Here is a 16,476-nt window from a genome sequence, read left to right as displayed (position 1 = left end):
ATGGCAAATATCAATAAGATCAAGCTTTATAATTTCAAAGCTTTTTACGGAGAAGAAACGATAGAGTTGGGCGGTAAACATTTGCTCATTTATGGTGAGAACGGTAGCGGAAAAAGTTCGATTTACTGGGCACTTTATACTTTATTGCAATCTTCTACAAAACCACTCGCAGAAATACAGAAATATTTTGAGCCAAAAAATGATCAGAATCTAATAAATACAAGTTATGTTGAATCTATTAGCTATATAGATGAAGCCAGTGGCGAAAAAATATACACTGATTCAGTTGGCTTAAATTCCAATGCAGAAATTATTTTAGAAAATGATTCAAGTTTCTTAATTGATAGTCGCGGTTTACAAGCGGATGATCTAGAACACCTTAAGAACTTAAATAAACATAGCGATTTTATATCACACCGACTTTTAATCAATTTTTATAATTATCGTAACTCTAAACAAATAAATCTTTGGGAAGTTTTTGTTCGTGATATATTTCCGTTTATAAAAACGAATAAGGGAAATAATGACAAAACTTTATCCGACGAGCTAAGAGATATTAAAAATAATCAGCCATTTATTTTTCGAGATCCAAATTTTAAATTAAGTAGAAGCCAAACTTTACAGAGTGACTTTGATTCGCGAATTTCATCTTTTAATGATGATATTTCTTATTGGATTAATGATATTAATAGTGAAGTTAATCAATTTTTCGAAAGACACTTTAAAAATAATGGTGATAAAGAAATAAGAATTTCTTTAGAATATATTGGAGATAATAAATTGAGCTTTAGCAATGGGTTTAATCAATTCTACAAAGGAAGGGAAAGATGGTATAACTATGTAGGTTTTAATGAACCACAAATTTCTCTAAAGATTGAAATAAAAAATGAAGATGGTAATTTTACGACCATTTCAAAACCTCAATCTTATTTTAATGAAGCCAAACTTACGAGTATTGGTTTAGCAGTACGATTCACATTGCTTTTAGAATTTATCCGTCCTGATTTTGAAGGTAAATTTTTGGCATTAGATGATTTGTTGGTGAGTTTAGATATGAGCAACCGGGATAAAGTTTTAGATATAATTCTTAATGTTTTTGCCCCAAAATATAAAATTTATCTTTTTACACATGAAAGGAGTTTTTTTAATATGGTGAAAAGGAGAATCGAATATTCAGGAAACTCTTCATTATGGAAAGTTAGAGAATTGTATCAAGTAAAAAATGAAGATGATATTTATTCCCCAAAAGATTTTCCGTCCAAAGGATTTTTTTCTCAGGCTTTACATCATAAAAATTCATATCCGCCAGATTATCCGGCATCAATGAATTATCTGCGGAAAGAATTAGAACAAACTTTTGAAAATTATCTTCCTAAAGAAATTTTTAAAAATGATGATGGAAGTGATAAGAAAAAATTAAATGATAAAATGATTTCTGCAAAGAAATTATTTGAATCTTTAGAAATAGATAATTCTATTTTAAATTCAATTGATGATTATATTTCTTTACTTCTAAATCCTCTCTCTCACAGTGATTTGATTAGTGAAATCTATAAAATTGATGTCGAAAAAATATTTTTATTAGTTGAAAATTTACGTAAACAATGTGAAATATTAAAACCACTTTTGAAAAAAATTCTTAATAGAAATCAAGAATTATTTCTGGTTTTACCAAAATCAGAAAAACTGATAAATGAATATGTTTTAAACATTGAGAAAGACGTTTTTTTATATCATAAAGATGCTACAACAAAGATTATTTCCAAAACTGAATTTAAAAAAGATGCAAAGTGTTACGAAGTGAAAGATGGTGTGAAAGGAGTAGAATTCCCTATTACCTTAAATGAAGAAAATAGAATCAATTTTGAGGAATTTTATAAAAAAACTTGTGTTAAAGAAAAAATAGCAGCAGAAAATGACTTTCTTAAATTTTATTTTTTAAAGGATAAATCCAAAAATGTTTTGGATTTAATTAATGATTGATTAGAATAAAATGAAACAACAAATATTTGATATTCTACAAAGTGGATGGAATTCAGTTGAAATACCATTTTTTACTTCTATAAGTGAATTACCTGCCTGTGTTGAAAGAAAACCAGGTATATATCAAATCAAAACTACAACACCCATCTCTGCCTTATCTATCTGTGAAAAAAGAAGTGATAAAGCACACTGTAAATTCAAAATAAAAATTACTGAATCACTCAAGTTAAAGTCCTTAACTATCCCGGAAGATTTAGAAAATGGTTATGTGGTTTACACCGGTCATCAAAAGTATCTTCGCCAAAGATGTAAAGAACATTTTATAGGTAGTAACGGAACCGGTTGTCTCAATTTATTTGAGATTGAAGAGTTCAGAAATTATAAGTGGTGGTTTGAATATTTAGAAGTAGAAAAGTTTGTAGGATTTGAAGATTCTAAGTTATTCAGAACTTATCTGGAACAATTGCACCGCGCAAATATTGGCTGGCCAATTTTGTGTAGTCAGTAAAATAAAAAAATTATGGAAGTAGAAGAAATCATCAATAATCTTGCACAAGGTGAAGTAAAACTTTCCGAAATAAAAACCTATTCCAAATTACCAGGAATTTATGCTCTCTTTTTTATAGGTAAAAAATTTCCATTGGAAAATTACAAAATACCGCAAAACAGAATTATCTACATTGGTAAAACAGAAAGTAGTCAACAATCGCGTGATGCAAATACCCATTTTAAAAGTGGAAAAACAGGTAGTTCTACAGTAAGAAAAAGTGTAGGTGCTTTATTGTCACAAACAGAACAGATAACACCATTAATTAGAAGTGTTTCTGATATAATAGCAGAGAGAAAAAGCCACTTTAAATTTGATAATGAGTCCGAAGAAAAGGTAACGAAATGGATGGTAGATAACTTAGCTGTTTCTTTTTATGAATATCCAGAATCAAAGATAGAGATAGATTTCATGGAGACTCAATTAATAAAAAAATTAAAGCCTGTTCTAAATATTGACCGTAAAAATATAGACAATCCACACCGGACATTTATTTCAGGATTACGAAAAAAATTAGGTTTAATTGCTCATGCAGATTTCATCGAAGAAAATAAAATTTTAGGTATGAAAAAAGAAAATACAATTTTATCTGAACAAAAAGTTGTTCAAAATAGTTCAGTCACAAAAGGTAAATATGTAGGAATTTGGACTGCTTATTTGAGTGAAATTAAAAAAGCAATTATTTCTGATAATAGTAGGAGTACTATTAAACTAGATAAGGAGCTTTTCCAACAAGCAGGAAATAGAAAAGATTATTCATTCAAGTTGGAATATACAAATGGAATTGTTTCAAATAATAATAGCGGAAGCGCAGTTGCGAGAGATCTTGATAATATTCTTACAAATAATAAAATAGAAGTAGCAAACAAAATATTTAGATTAACGAAAGAATTTAAACTAATTATTGAATAAAAATAGTAACCTTTTTACAGATTTAATTAAAAGCATTTTCGAAAAATTGTAAATTACTATGCACCAAACCTACCGCATCGCTCTCCTAGAAGACAACACCAAACAACTGGACAAATTAGAATTATACCTCAGTAAAATACCCAATCTAGAAATTGTTTTAAAAAGCAAAACTTCGGGTCATTTTTTTGAGGAAGTTCAACTGACGCATCCCGACATCCTAATTGCAGATTTAGATTTAGGGAATGACAGCATGTCGGGAATGGAAGTCGCACAAGAAATAAAAATCCCTGTCTTTTTTGCAAGCATCAATACTGCAGATTATGTAGAAAATATGGAGGCGTTAAAACGGGATGCAGAAATTTGCGTAGATCATCTAACCAAACCTTTTACTGAAGAACAGTTTGTAAAAAGTTTCAAGAGGTTTCTGCAGGAAGTTGCTTTTTTCAATTCATTGCAATATGTCTATCTGGACTTTAACAAAACCAAAAAAAACGCAATTCCTCTTCAAGATATTGTTTACCTGTGTGCAGATAAAAAAGCAGGATCAGAATCTAACAATAAACAAATTCACTTTATCAACCGACAGTCGGAGAACTTAATTGATTTCTCTTTTTCAAAAATGGAGGATAAAGGCTTTTTGAAAAATCAGTTTTTAACCGTTCATAAATCTTTTCGGGTAAACAGAAAGTACATCAAATGTTACCACAAAAAAACGGAAACCATCGAAATTAGCATTTACGATGGCAGCGGCACGACAAAAAGTCACCATTTGCCGGTGTCCGAAAATTACCAAATTGGTCTAAAAAAAGAATTGGGTTAACCGCTCTTATTCCTCAAAAAAAACCTCTTATTCCTGCGCCTCCGATGTTATTCTCGGAAGCGCATTTTTTTTGTTTTATGGATGTTGTTTTGATCTATGATTAGAGTCGACAACTTATAAATGCGGTATCCGAAAAGCATATAGAGTAGGAATTTAAAAACAAACAATTAAAACATTATGAGTAATTCTAAACCATCATCACCAGCTCCAAAGCCAGCTCCTGGTAAAAACTGGCCAAGTAAAGTGCTGGGTAAACCTTCAGGAGGAGGAAGAGATTTCAATCCGCCCAGAACTAAAAAATAGTAGTAACAAATAAATAATAAAAAAATGTCAAAGCAAACAATTAAACCGGCGGATAACGAATCAAATCAGTCTAATCCTAACAAAGGAACTCCGGGAACAAATACCCAATATGATCAAAATCAAGGGAATCGTGGAACACAATTAAATCCTAATAAAAAGAAATAATGAATTAGCCTGAGAATATTTCTTAGGCTTTTTTATTTTTTATGAGTACAATTTGACCAATAATAAAAAATATTATTTTTTTGAGTAAAAAAGCTTAAATGATTTTTATTTGAATTGTTTACCAGAAATATTGATTACTTTTATCATTATGCAAATCTATTCCGACAACCACGGCCGCGTCATCTGGCTCACTGTCAGTTCCACAGAAATTAGAGTGGATCTACAGGATTTAAGTCCAGCCTTTGAGTATAAGAGATGTGCAGTCGTGAAAGATGTCGTGGCAGTTTGTACAGCTTTAAACAGCAATTTTGAAAACGTAGAATCTAAACTTTTGGAGAAGCTGCAAAATCAAATGACCGCTTTCGATCTGTTCACCGAGTTGCTGGATGATCATGAAATTTACTTTGAGTATTTTTCCGGCTGAGGAGAAAAATGCTGTCTAAAACGATGCTTTTCCTACATTATAGCGTTCAGTAAACCGTATTAATTCCCGTTATTTAGCATTCATTTAAAATAAAAAGATATGTGCTACTACGTCGATTCAAGTTTAACGAAAAAAGAAATAAAAGAAGTGTATGGTGTTGGATATGAGGATGAAGACTTTGAAGCCCAACCCTTTTTAAATGGCTTCAGTCATCCGCTGGTTGCAGTTATTTTAGATGAAAATCCCACCGTTGCAACTTCCGCAAACTGGGGATTGATCCCTTCCTGGGCAACAGACCGGAAAATACAGAAACAAACTCTAAACGCAAGAGTAGAAACCGTCGCAGAAAAATCTTCTTTTAGAAATAATTACAACAAACGGTGTCTGGTGCTGGTGAAAGGTTTTTATGAGTGGAAATGGATTGATGCAAAAGGCAAAGAAAAGCAGAAACATTTTTTGACTTTACCGAACACGAAGCTCATTGCGCTGGGCGGCATTTACGGCAACTGGACCGATAAGGAAACGGGAGAAACACTTACGACCTTTTCTATCGTGACCACGGAAGCGAATGAGTTGATGACCGAAATTCATAATACCAAACACAGAATGCCCATCGTGTTGACAAAAGCGAAAGAGCAGGAGTGGTTAAGCAGCCGCGATATACAGGATTTTGCTTTTCCGAATCATGAAGCCGATCTGGTCGCCGTGAATATGGATGAACCGCCCATCGCATTAACCTTATTTTAAAGGGAGTTATTCGCAGCCAGCAAAGCGTGGTCTTTAATAATAAGATCCGTTTTCTGACGGACTATTTTAGACACAAAAAAAGCTTCTTTCGAAGCTTTTTATTTTTAAGTTCTTATCTGATTACTTTAATATCTACCGCAACCAAACCTTTGGGAGACCTTTCGATCTCGAAGGAGACTTTGTGGCCTTTCTTTACAGGTTCTACGCAGTTGTTGCTGTGAAAGAAAATGTTTTCACTTGATTTTTCCTGAGTGATAAAACCGTAGCCTTTTTCACTTAAGAAAGTGACCGTACCTGATTTTACAACCTCTTCAGCTTCAATCGGAGTTGCGCCCAGTTGAATACTATTGATGTCAACGTCAATTCTGTCATTCTTATCCGGAGGAGTGCTGGTCAACTGACCGTTATGATCAACATACATGATCATGTCATCCAGAGTTTTTCCTTTGTCATTGCTGTCTTTACGTTCTTCACGTCGAGCTGTCTTCTCTTTTTGCTTTTGAAGTTTTTTCTTAAAGTTTTCTTTTTTGGAGAAAGAATCCGCCATATAAATTGTTGGTTTTTAAATTGTGTGATAAGGTACAACATAATTTAATCGGATGCAAAATATTTGTTAATTTTAACCAAATTATGTGTTAAATTGATGAAGAAAACTACGTTCATCATCTCAAGCTGATATCAGAGGTAAAAATTATAAAGGCGTGTTTATTTTTTGTGATGAAGCAGAAAAAGAACTTGATCATGAAATTAATCCGATCGATCTGGAATGTAAAATCGCTTCACTTGTATGTTTATAAAGCAAAGTTTTGATAGAGTGATTATTCAAGGATGCCAGTATTTCTTTTGTGAAAGGCTCTTTCTTAGAACTGATATTTCTAATGTAGATCGCCAGTATTTGATGGGGATATTTGTCCGCAATCAATTTGTAAATATCCGGATCACTTTGTGAGTTATCTCCCAGCAAAATAAACTGCTGTTTCGGAAAAGCGAGAAGAACGCGTTCGATCCTGTTCAGTTTGCCAAAATGTTTCGTCGTACCCGTTTTCAGCAACTGCGTCCATTTTTTGATGTTGTTTAGAAGGAAAACGCCTTTTGGAAGTTGATTGTATTTAAAGAATTCATTCAGATAATCATAAAGATTCCATTCACTGCTCGACACATAAAAAAAAGGATTCGGCACACCGGTATGCGCAAAACTTAAAAGCTGGTAGTAGTTCACCACATCTGCAAAGGTTTTTCGACTTCGTGGATTTTTGGTGAGCATGGACCACAATTTCTTGCCCGTAGTTCCGGAGTGGGAAATAAGCACGGTATCATCAATGTCTGATATAAAACCATACTGCGTGCTTTCGGGAATAAATATTTTACCCTCGCCTGTCGCAGTGATCTCCTCTTCCTCACTGAGCAAATGCACTTTTACTTCATGCCATCCTGCAGCGACTTCATGGTCAGATCTCCATTCAAATTTAAAAAAACCATCGCTTCCGGTCCTTGCATCAAAAGATTGATCCTGCCAGTCGAGTTTTACTTTGGCATTTGGGATCGGACTGATAAAAAATAAACGAAGCAGATTGAGGATATTTTTGAGCGGATTGTCGGTATATTTCTTTTGGGTAAAAGATTTCTCCTTTAAAACATGACCATAAACAACAAGATCCGCGGTATGTCCGTAACCATGATAGATTTTCACAGCAGCATTCGGATATCTGGATTCTTTTACCATTCTCTGTTCAATTTTGTAATTTGTAGTGCAATTTCGTCTGAAAATACTGTTTAGAATTTAAACATTCATACCTTAGTTCACGAAAAAATCAGAAGACAAAGATACAATACCTATGGAATCGGCAATCAGACCCAAAATACTATTTATCGTCAATCCGCGCTCCGGAAACCATTCCATCGACTGGGAAAAAGAAATAGTCGATTATTTCAAACCTTTAGTGTATTCCATTGAATTATATATTCTGAAAGACGATTGTAATGTAACGGAAATTAAAGAAAAAATTGCCACTTACCATCCTGATCAAGTGGTTGCGGTAGGTGGCGATGGAACCGTGACGCTCGTCGGAGGTTGTCTTTTAGAAAAAAATATTCCACTGGCCATCTTACCTGCAGGTTCCGCGAACGGATTGGCAAAAGAACTCGGTATCAGTTCAATTCCAGCCGAAGCATTACATACCGTTATTTCTGGGATCGGAAAAAAAATACATGTCATCATGATCAATGGCAGGCTTAGTATTCATTTAAGTGATATTGGTTTTAATGCAAGAATGATTGAAAAGTTTCAAACAGAAAACACCCGGGGAATATGGGGCTATTTTAAAGCGACTTTACATGCAGTGCGCAATTTATTATTCATTGATCCCATCATGAAAGTTTCAATAACAATCGATAACGAAATGATCAAAACAAAAGCCGCCATGATCGTCATTGCAAATGCTACAAAATATGGCAGTGGTGCAGTGATCAATCCATCGGGCGATTTGGAAGATGAGTTATTTGAAGTCATCGTCATTAAACAGATCTCCATTCTGGAAATCTTTAAAATGATGGTTACGCATACTGCTTTTAATCCCCAAAAAACAGAAGTTTTAAAAACCAATATTTTAAAAATGGAGCTCTCCAAGAAAATGCATTTTCAGGTCGACGGCGAATATCTGGGGAAAGTAAATGAAGTTGAAGCTTATCTCATTCCGGCTGCTCTGGAAATTAGGGTGCCGACATCAATTTGATACCGTTTTGTTTTCGGTGATCAATTATTTCCGAAACATTAATATTTCGGGATCTTTCTGAAAGGAAAGCATTTAAAATAAAGCGTTAAATTGGGTTGGATCGAGTTGATCCGGTAAATTATTCTCAAGAGATCATTAATAATGATAAAAGTAAAAAAAATACCAATGGTAATAATTCAGATTGTATTCAGTATTTCAAATTAATTTACCAAAAAATTGCAATGAAGATTTTATTGATCGAAGACGAAAAACAACTGAGCAAAAGCATATTGACTTATTTAAAAAGTGAAAAGTACATTTGTGATCTCGCTGAAGACTTTAAAACCGCCGCAGAAAAACTAGAATTATACGACTATGACTGTATTTTATTAGATCTTACTTTACCGGATGGGAACGGTCTTCATCTTTTAAAATTATTAAAGGAGGAAAGAAAATCGGATGGCGTTATCATTATTTCCGCGAAGAATTCTCTGGATGATAAAATCAGTGGTCTGCAATTGGGCGCAGATGATTATCTGGCAAAACCTTTTCATCTTTCAGAACTCGGCGCGCGCATCTCATCAGTCATCAGAAGAAAACATTTTAAAGGAAACAACACTATTTTGATCAACGATCTGGAAATTAATGTGGATAATAAATCCATCTCCTTTGAAAAGAAAACCCTCGATTTCACCCGAAAAGAATACGATATTTTGCTTTATTTATCGGTGAATAAAAACAAGATCGTTTCCAAAAATGCCATCGCAGAGCATATTGCAGAAGATAATATCGATTTCTTTGATAATTTTGATTTCCTCTATGCTCATATCAAAAACATTAAGAAAAAACTCACTCTTGCCGGTGCACAGGACTGCATCAAATCGGTGTACGGAATGGGCTATAAAATAGAAGCGAAATGAAGCTGACCCAATATATTTCTTTGCGCTACATTGGAGCCACCATCCTGGCTATGGTGATCGCGATCCCGCTTTTCTATATCGTCATTCAAAAAGTTTTGATCAACAATATTGATGAGCATTTGGAAGACCAAAAAACTTCAATTGCACAAAAACTTCAAAATATTCCCACCCGGAACTTTGTGAATTTTGATGACAGAGTAACCATTACGACAAATCCGAAAGAACACTTTTCTGAAAAGATATTTACCCATACTTTTTTTAATGTAAAAGACGATGAAACAGAATCTTTCCGCATTTTAGAATTCCCCGTTCAAAGTGCAGGTGTCGCGTTTAATGTACAGATCAAACAATCTCTGGTAGAAAGTGAAGACCTGCTAAAAAGCATTCTGTATCTCCTCATCTCCTTGGTTTTTCTCTTAACGGCAACTTTACTTCTTATTAATTATCAAATTAAAAAAAAGGTTTGGGAACCCTTTTATAAAACCCTGGATCAGCTAAAAAACTTTAGGATCGATGACCAGAAAGAGCTTCATCTGGAAGCTAGCAAAATAAGTGAACTGAATGATCTGAATAATTCTTTGAACGAACTTTCTACAAAAAACCAAAGGGTCTATCAGTCGCAAAAAGAATTTACAGAAAATGCTTCTCACGAATTGCAAACGCCACTCGCAATTGTACAAAATAACATTGAACTCTTTTGGCAAACCGAACCGATATCGGAGCAACAGGCAGAAATTTTAAATGATATCTCTACGGCGACGTCCAGAATGGGAAAATTGAATAAAGCGCTTTTGCTGCTTTCAAAAATAGAAAACAGGCAGTTTAATGATATTCAGTCCGTGAATCTTAATGGTATCGCCGAACATTTTTTCAAGAATTATCAGGAACAGATCAAATCTAAAAATATCGACTTAAAAACTGATCTTAAAGAGGCTTTAAATGTTGAAATGGATTTTAGTTTAGCTGAGATTCTGGTGGGGAATCTTTTGCTTAATGCTTTGAAGTATGCACCGAAAGACAGTACGGTTGAACTTATTTTTACGAAGAATGAGATGAGCATTTCTAATCAGGCAGAACGGTTGGCATTATTTCAGGAGAAATTATTCAAAAGATTTCAGCGCCAAAATACGCAGGAAAACAGTACGGGTTTAGGTCTGGAGATCGCGAAACAGATCGCTGTTTCTTTTCATTTGAATTTAAATTATGCGTTTAAGAACGGAAGACATTTTTTTATAGTCAAGAAAAAATAGATCGCCTTGATTTTAGAAATATTTTTAAAGGGAAGAGAAATCATCATCCAACACGAAAAAGAAGAAGGTTAAGAGAATTAAAGATAATCACTTTTCATCCTGTCCTTCTCTTTATGAATTAAGAAAGGTTCATTAAAAAACACTTTTAATTCTTTTGCAGTAAAAAAATTCAGGATTAAATTTAAAGATAAAGCAGAATTCAGTATTTAAACAGAATTGAGATTTATTTTCGTCTTACTATTTAGGAATTTTACACGAATATGACCGATCTGAATCATTTTAAAAAACTCCTCATTCTGCTTATCGTACTGGTAAGCATTGGGTTTTACCACGCCCAAAATACCGGAACACTCGCTTATTATTTACAAGTTTCTCAGCAAAACAATCCTAATTTAAAAGACTTCAGCAATCAAATGAAGATCACGGCTTTGGACAGTATAAAAATGCGCAGGGATTTTGGTTTTAAAGTAAACGGGATTGCAGATGCGTCGTATTCTCCGCAAGTACAGGATTGGGGTTATAATGGAAATTCGACCATCAACGGAAAAAATCTGGCACTTTTAGGAAGAGTTTCCCGCGATATCATCAGCAAAAAGAATTACGAGTCCAAGCTGAATTCTTTTTCCCTTGGAATTCAACAACTTCTGAATCAGAAGAACTTGTCTGCATTAAATTTAAAAAAAGCAATTACGGAGCAATATCTTTTAACCTATGAGAATCAGGAACAGAAAAAAATAGATGCAGAGATCATTTACATTTTTGAACAGGAAGATCTGATCTTAAAAAAACTGACCCAAAACTCTGTCTTTCGCCAAACAGATTATTTGTCCTTCAAAGTGAACTCGCAACAGATCGTATTGACCCAAAAACAGCATCTTGCAGATTGGCAGCATAATTTTGCATTGCTGCAGTATCTTTCCGGGAATGATGAAACGAAACCCTCTAATCTGGAATCGCCCACCTTTGGACTGCAGGACACTCAGGATTTTCAACAGAGTGTTTACGCCCAAACTTTACGCACGGACAGTTTAAAACTGAACAATGATATTCAACTCATCAATTACAGTTATCAACCAAAAATAGCAATTTTCGCGGATGGCGGTTATTCCTCGGCTTTATTACAAAGTCCTTATAAAAATTTTGGAATCAGCGCCGGATTGTCTTTGAATATACCGATTTACGATGGGCATCAAAAAGAACTTTTGATCTCTCAAAAGAAAATAGAGCTGGACACCAAAAAGAATTATGCTGCATTTTATGAGAAACAATATCAGCAGCAAAAAGCGCAGATCAAACAGCAGATCCTGCAGTATAGAGAAATGGTCAACCTGGCAACGACTCAAATGAAATTTTCTAAAACATTGATCGAAGCCAATCTCAAACAATTGCCAACAGGAGATGTAAAAATGGTGGATTTCATATTGGCGATCACCAATTACACCAGTTTGAAAAGTGGCCTTTTACAGTATAAAATGCAGGTGCTGCGTTTAGAAAATCAACTTGATAATATGATATTACCCTAATGAAAATAGTTACCGTCTTCTTGCTTTCAATTTTACTTATTTCGTGTAAAAAAAATGCGGATACCGTTTCTGCTGAACCGGTAATAAACTCTGAAACTCCGGTTTCTGTGGCTTTTCCGACTGATACTTTAAGCATCAATAATGATATTTCGATCAACGCAACAGCGACTTATTTATTGAAATCTGAAGTGAAATCAAATGCTACAGGTTACCTTACGAATGTGAGAATTAATCTGGCCCAAGCCGTAAGAAAAGGTCAGCTTTTATTTTCGATTCAGACAAAAGAAGCGCGGGCTTTGGGAAATACCATTAATAAACTGGATCCTTCCTTTCGATTTTCGGGTGTTACTTCTGTTACCAGTCCGGCAACAGGTTTCGTGAATGCCTTAAACCATCAGGTTGGAGATTATGTGCAGGAAGGGGAGATTTTGGCAGGAATTACGGATAGTTCAACTTTCGGATTCGTGATGAATGTTCCCTACGAATACCACGAAATGCTCCTCAATAACAACAATTTGCAAATTAAATTACCGGATGGAAAAACGATACAGGGACATATCGCCAAACTTCTTCCCGCCGTAGATCCGGTGTCGCAAACTGAAAAAGTTTTGGTAAAACCGAATGAGGTCGTTTCTATTCCGGAAAATTTAATTGTAAGCATCAGTTTAAAACAGAAAAATAATGAAGTCGGGATTTACGTGCCTAAAAGTGCAGTTCTAACGGATGAAACGCAGACGAAATTTTGGGTGATGAAAATAAAAAACAAGAACACGGCAGTGAAAGTTGATATCACAAAAGGAACTGAAAATGATAACTGGGTGCAGGTTATTTCGGGCAATATTACGCTGAAAGATCAGATTATCACTTCCGGAAATTATGGTTTAGAAAATAACGCAAAAGTAAAAGTGGAGAAGTAACTATGAGGTCATCAACCACAAAAGTCACAAAAGATAAATGCAATACAGCTAAAATAAGTGAAAAAAAGTAAAAACGTGAGCATTGCAAAAATATTTATTTTTCTTTTACTCGCCAAAGACTAATCTTTAAAATCAAAAAGCTCTTGTGACTTTCTTTGTTAAAATAAACTTTCTGCAATAAAAATGCAGTGTAAAATAGAATGAAAAAATCCTTTTTTGTAACATATAAAAGTCCGCTGGTGGTCATGATCCTGCTCCTGTTAATGGGCGGCATCTTTTCCTATTCGCATATCAAGTCTTCACTTTTTCCACAGATCACTTTTCCGAAAATAAAAATCATAGCAGAAGCTGGCGAACAGCCCGTCGATCAAATGACCATCGCGGTGACACGACCGTTGGAGAACGCCGTGAAACAAATTCCCGATCTGGAAACGCTGAAAAGTACGACGAGTAGGGGAAGTTGCGAGATTTCAGCCTTTATGAGCTGGAACTCCAATATTGATTTGAGTCAGCAACAGATCGAAGCCAAGATCAATGCGATCAAAAATCAGTTGCCACCCAACATTAATATTACGGTAGAAAAGATGAATCCTTCCATTTTACCGGTGATGGGATATTCTTTGAATGCTACATCGATGTCGCCAATTGCGCTGAAACAACTTGCGCTTTACACCATCAAACCTTATCTTTCTCAAGTTCCCGGCGTAAGTGATATCCGGATCATTGGCGGGGAAGATAAGGAGTTTTGGGCCGTTTTGGATCAAGGGAAAATGACACAACTGGGTCTGAATCCAAAAGACATAGAAACGGCGCTGAATGAAACGAATTTCATCAAATCAAACGGTTATTCGGCAGATTATAATTTCCTTTATTTAACCTTGACCGATGCGCAATTACGAAACCTTGATGCCTTAAAAAATGTAGTCATTAAAAATGATGGAAACAGAATTATTTACTTTAATGACATCGCCAAAATTGAAGTCCATAAAGCAAAACAGTACATCAAAGTAAACGCTAATGGAACGGAAAGTATTCTGATCGCAGTCGTACAGCAACCCAATGCGAATGTGGTCGATCTCTCAACCGCTATGGAACTGAAGATCGCAGATCTGCAAAAAACCTTACCCAAAGATGTCGTCCTAAAACCTTATTACGTACAGGCAGATTTCGTGAACAGTTCTATAAAAAGCGTGACGGATGCGCTTTGGATCGGACTTTTACTGGCAATAATCGTGGCTATCATATTTTTAAAATCCTGGAAAGCGAGTGCTACTATTTTGATCACCATTCCGGTTACGATTTGTTTAACGATGGTTGTTTTGTATGCAACAGGCGCTACTTTTAACATCATGACTTTGGGCGCCATTGCCGCCGCGATCGGTTTGATCATCGATGATGCCATTGTTATTGTAGAACAGATCCACAGAACGCATGAAGAATTTCCGGAAGAGAACAGTAAAAGTCTGGTGCAGAAAGCCGTTAATTATTTGCTGAAAGCAATGGTCGGTTCTTCGCTCAGTACGATTGTTATTTTTCTGCCTTTTATGCTGATGAGCGGTGTTGCCGGTGCTTATTTTAAGGTCATGACAAACACCATGATCATCACTTTGGTCAGTTCATTTTTCGTGACCTGGCTATTATTGCCCGTGATCTATCTCTTTTTATCTAAAAATACAGCGCCAAAAAAAGAAGAAGTTCATCATGAAGTAAAGGAAAGAAAATGGGTGGGATTTTTTATCAGAAAACCTATTTTCACCTATATTTTTATGGCGATTTTGGTCGCAGCTACCGCTCTGATTATTCCCAATATTTCCACAGGATTTTTACCCGATATGGATGAGGGGAGTATTGTCTTAGATTACAATTCGCCGCCCGGAACATCCTTGCAGGAAACAGACCGCGAACTTCGGGAAGTCGAAAAGATCATTAAGGCAAATCCGCAAGTTGAAGCCTACAGCCGAAGGACGGGAACGCAAATGGGATTTTTTATTACCGAACCCAATCGTGGCGATTATCTGATCAACCTTAAAAAAGACCGAACCCAAACTACGGCAGAAGTTACAGATGAACTTCGGGCTAAAATTGCTACGACAGGTTTGCCCTTAACGGTAGATTTTGGGCAGGTTATTACCGATATGCTTGGCGATTTGATGAGCAGTGTACAACCGATTGAAATTAAAATTTTCGGGCCTTATGTTCAGACAATTCATCAATATTCGCAGCAAATTTCAAAAATTGTAGAAAAAGTTCCGGGAACAGCAGATGTTTTTGACGGGATCATTATTGCGGGACCTTCTATTCAGATCTCGCCCAACTTTTCAGTTTTAGCTCAGTATCAGATCTCGCCGCAGAATTTTCAGTACCAAACCCAGACGATACTGAGTGGAAATACCGTCGGAGATCTGTTTGATAAAAATCAATTTACGCCCATTCGTATTTTATACAATAACAAATCAAATGCTTCGCTCTACGAGATTCAAAATAGCATGATCTCTTTGCCCAATGGACAGTTAAAACCGTTGAAAGAATTTGCAAATGTGTCTGTTTTAAAAGGTTCCGCGGAGGTTCAAAGGGAAGATCTGCAAAATATTGGCATCGTAACCGCGCGTTTAGACAATGGCGATCTGGGTGGAACAATAAAAAACATTCAGAAAGAGATCGACAAAAGTGTTAAGCTTCCTTCTGGATATAGTGTTTCTTACGGCGGTGCTTATGCAGAACAGCAAAAATCTTTCAGCGAATTGCTATTAATTTTATTCGTTTCATGCTTATTGGTTTTCACGACTATTTTATTCCTTTTCAGAAATATCACAGTGGCATTTCTTATTTTACTGGTCTCCGTTTTAGGAATTTCGGGCAGTTTTATTTTGCTCTTTCTTACGGGAACGCCTTTGAATGTTGGAAGTTACACGGGAATCATTATGATGGTCGGAATTATCGGCGAGAACGCCATTTTTACCTATCTGCAGTTTGAAGAGACTTTAGCACAAAAATCGAAGGAAGAGTCTTTGATCTATGCCATCAGCACAAGATTAAGACCAAAGTTAATGACGGCTTTAGGTGCAATTATCGCCTTAATGCCTTTAGCTTTAGGAATAGGAACCGGCGCGCAAATGCATCAACCTTTGGCGATCGCTGTCATTGGCGGGTTTATCATCGCTTTGCCGTTACTTCTCGTAGTGTTCCCGACCTTGTTGAATAAACTCCATTTCAAAGAACAATCAAAAATGAACTCCTCAACTACATCAAATTAA

Annotated in this window: 16 protein-coding genes; 14 read left to right on the top strand and 2 right to left on the bottom strand. The window is 35.4% G+C overall.

Annotation, left to right across the window (positions count from 1 at the left end; translation table 11 throughout):
* The 8 genes from OA86_RS00965 (at position 1) to OA86_RS00940 (ending at position 5,901) form a co-directional block, all read left to right on the top strand.
* Positions 1-1,983: an AAA family ATPase gene (locus OA86_RS00965; protein WP_039347428.1), complete on the top strand. Its 1,983-nt coding sequence runs from the start codon at positions 1-3 to the stop codon at positions 1,981-1,983.
* Between the two features lie 10 nt (positions 1,984-1,993).
* The gene (locus OA86_RS00960) at positions 1,994-2,491 is read left to right on the top strand and encodes a hypothetical protein (protein WP_039347425.1); all 498 of its coding nucleotides are present in this window, start codon (positions 1,994-1,996) and stop codon (positions 2,489-2,491) included.
* Positions 2,492-2,503: 12 nt separating this feature from the next.
* Complete coding sequence (locus OA86_RS15820) at positions 2,504-3,442, top strand: GIY-YIG nuclease family protein (RefSeq protein WP_052257322.1); 939 nt, start codon at positions 2,504-2,506, stop codon at positions 3,440-3,442.
* Positions 3,443-3,500: 58 nt separating this feature from the next.
* Entirely contained in the window at positions 3,501-4,262 is a 762-nt protein-coding gene (locus OA86_RS00950; RefSeq protein ID WP_039347423.1) for a LytR/AlgR family response regulator transcription factor, read from the top strand.
* A gap of 177 nt (positions 4,263-4,439) precedes the next feature.
* The gene (locus tag OA86_RS15915; protein ID WP_260241519.1) at positions 4,440-4,565 is read left to right on the top strand and encodes a hypothetical protein; all 126 of its coding nucleotides are present in this window, start codon (positions 4,440-4,442) and stop codon (positions 4,563-4,565) included.
* Between the two features lie 24 nt (positions 4,566-4,589).
* A complete protein-coding gene (locus tag OA86_RS15760) occupies positions 4,590-4,730 on the top strand; it encodes a hypothetical protein (RefSeq protein ID WP_169743931.1) in 141 nt (46 codons plus the stop codon).
* Positions 4,731-4,878: 148 nt separating this feature from the next.
* On the top strand, positions 4,879-5,154 hold the full coding sequence (locus OA86_RS00945; protein WP_039347420.1) for a hypothetical protein: 276 nt from the start codon (positions 4,879-4,881) through the stop codon (positions 5,152-5,154).
* Between the two features lie 99 nt (positions 5,155-5,253).
* Positions 5,254-5,901, top strand: coding sequence for an SOS response-associated peptidase (locus tag OA86_RS00940; RefSeq protein WP_052257321.1), 648 nt, complete (start codon positions 5,254-5,256; stop codon positions 5,899-5,901).
* A gap of 112 nt (positions 5,902-6,013) precedes the next feature.
* Here OA86_RS00940 and OA86_RS00935 read toward each other — a convergent pair whose 3' ends face one another.
* Both OA86_RS00935 and OA86_RS00930 read right to left on the bottom strand, forming a co-directional pair.
* Positions 6,014-6,448 (bottom strand): cold-shock protein, encoded by a 435-nt coding sequence (locus tag OA86_RS00935; protein WP_039347417.1) that lies wholly within the window; start codon positions 6,446-6,448, stop codon positions 6,014-6,016.
* Positions 6,449-6,640: 192 nt separating this feature from the next.
* Complete coding sequence (locus OA86_RS00930) at positions 6,641-7,624, bottom strand: App1 family protein phosphatidate phosphatase (protein ID WP_039347414.1); 984 nt, start codon at positions 7,622-7,624, stop codon at positions 6,641-6,643.
* A 112-nt stretch (positions 7,625-7,736) separates the two neighbouring features.
* Here OA86_RS00930 and OA86_RS00925 point away from each other — a divergent pair, with 112 nt between their 5' ends.
* From OA86_RS00925 to OA86_RS00900, 6 genes are all read left to right on the top strand, one after another.
* Positions 7,737-8,633, top strand: a complete 897-nt coding sequence (locus OA86_RS00925; protein ID WP_039347412.1) for a diacylglycerol/lipid kinase family protein — start codon at positions 7,737-7,739, stop codon at positions 8,631-8,633.
* A gap of 95 nt (positions 8,634-8,728) precedes the next feature.
* Complete coding sequence (locus OA86_RS00920) at positions 8,729-9,532, top strand: response regulator transcription factor (RefSeq protein ID WP_311316312.1); 804 nt, start codon at positions 8,729-8,731, stop codon at positions 9,530-9,532.
* A complete protein-coding gene (locus OA86_RS00915; protein WP_082017278.1) occupies positions 9,529-10,782 on the top strand; it encodes a sensor histidine kinase in 1,254 nt (417 codons plus the stop codon). The genes OA86_RS00920 and OA86_RS00915 overlap by 4 nt, the downstream gene beginning before the upstream one ends.
* Before the next feature lie 260 nt (positions 10,783-11,042).
* The gene (locus OA86_RS00910) at positions 11,043-12,305 is read left to right on the top strand and encodes a TolC family protein (protein ID WP_039347407.1); all 1,263 of its coding nucleotides are present in this window, start codon (positions 11,043-11,045) and stop codon (positions 12,303-12,305) included.
* Positions 12,305-13,222: an efflux RND transporter periplasmic adaptor subunit gene (locus OA86_RS00905; RefSeq protein ID WP_039347404.1), complete on the top strand. Its 918-nt coding sequence runs from the start codon at positions 12,305-12,307 to the stop codon at positions 13,220-13,222. Before OA86_RS00910 ends, OA86_RS00905 begins: the two co-directional genes overlap by 1 nt.
* A 200-nt stretch (positions 13,223-13,422) precedes the next feature.
* On the top strand, positions 13,423-16,476 hold the full coding sequence (locus OA86_RS00900; protein WP_039347401.1) for an efflux RND transporter permease subunit: 3,054 nt from the start codon (positions 13,423-13,425) through the stop codon (positions 16,474-16,476).

Source organism: Kaistella jeonii, assembly GCF_000812865.1.
Taxonomy (GTDB): Bacteria; Bacteroidota; Bacteroidia; order Flavobacteriales; family Weeksellaceae; genus Kaistella; species Kaistella jeonii.
The sequence above is the reverse complement of the archived record's forward strand: the minus strand, read 5'-3'. Positions and strand labels throughout refer to the sequence as shown.

What these genes read in the sequence shown, in the direction of transcription:
- OA86_RS00965 (WP_039347428.1), top strand. Translation starts at nt 1, where the DNA reads ATGGCAAATATCAATAAGATCAAGCTTTATAATTTCAAAGCTTTTTAC.
- OA86_RS00960 (WP_039347425.1), top strand. Translation starts at nt 1,994, where the DNA reads ATGAAACAACAAATATTTGATATTCTACAAAGTGGATGGAATTCAGTT.
- OA86_RS15820 (WP_052257322.1), top strand. Translation starts at nt 2,504, where the DNA reads ATGGAAGTAGAAGAAATCATCAATAATCTTGCACAAGGTGAAGTAAAA.
- OA86_RS00950 (WP_039347423.1), top strand. Translation starts at nt 3,501, where the DNA reads ATGCACCAAACCTACCGCATCGCTCTCCTAGAAGACAACACCAAACAA.
- OA86_RS15915 (WP_260241519.1), top strand. Translation starts at nt 4,440, where the DNA reads ATGAGTAATTCTAAACCATCATCACCAGCTCCAAAGCCAGCTCCTGGT.
- OA86_RS15760 (WP_169743931.1), top strand. Translation starts at nt 4,590, where the DNA reads ATGTCAAAGCAAACAATTAAACCGGCGGATAACGAATCAAATCAGTCT.
- OA86_RS00945 (WP_039347420.1), top strand. Translation starts at nt 4,879, where the DNA reads ATGCAAATCTATTCCGACAACCACGGCCGCGTCATCTGGCTCACTGTC.
- OA86_RS00940 (WP_052257321.1), top strand. Translation starts at nt 5,254, where the DNA reads ATGTGCTACTACGTCGATTCAAGTTTAACGAAAAAAGAAATAAAAGAA.
- OA86_RS00935 (WP_039347417.1), bottom strand. Translation starts at nt 6,448, where the DNA reads ATGGCGGATTCTTTCTCCAAAAAAGAAAACTTTAAGAAAAAACTTCAA.
- OA86_RS00930 (WP_039347414.1), bottom strand. Translation starts at nt 7,624, where the DNA reads ATGGTAAAAGAATCCAGATATCCGAATGCTGCTGTGAAAATCTATCAT.
- OA86_RS00925 (WP_039347412.1), top strand. Translation starts at nt 7,737, where the DNA reads ATGGAATCGGCAATCAGACCCAAAATACTATTTATCGTCAATCCGCGC.
- OA86_RS00915 (WP_082017278.1), top strand. Translation starts at nt 9,529, where the DNA reads ATGAAGCTGACCCAATATATTTCTTTGCGCTACATTGGAGCCACCATC.
- OA86_RS00910 (WP_039347407.1), top strand. Translation starts at nt 11,043, where the DNA reads ATGACCGATCTGAATCATTTTAAAAAACTCCTCATTCTGCTTATCGTA.
- OA86_RS00905 (WP_039347404.1), top strand. Translation starts at nt 12,305, where the DNA reads ATGAAAATAGTTACCGTCTTCTTGCTTTCAATTTTACTTATTTCGTGT.
- OA86_RS00900 (WP_039347401.1), top strand. Translation starts at nt 13,423, where the DNA reads ATGAAAAAATCCTTTTTTGTAACATATAAAAGTCCGCTGGTGGTCATG.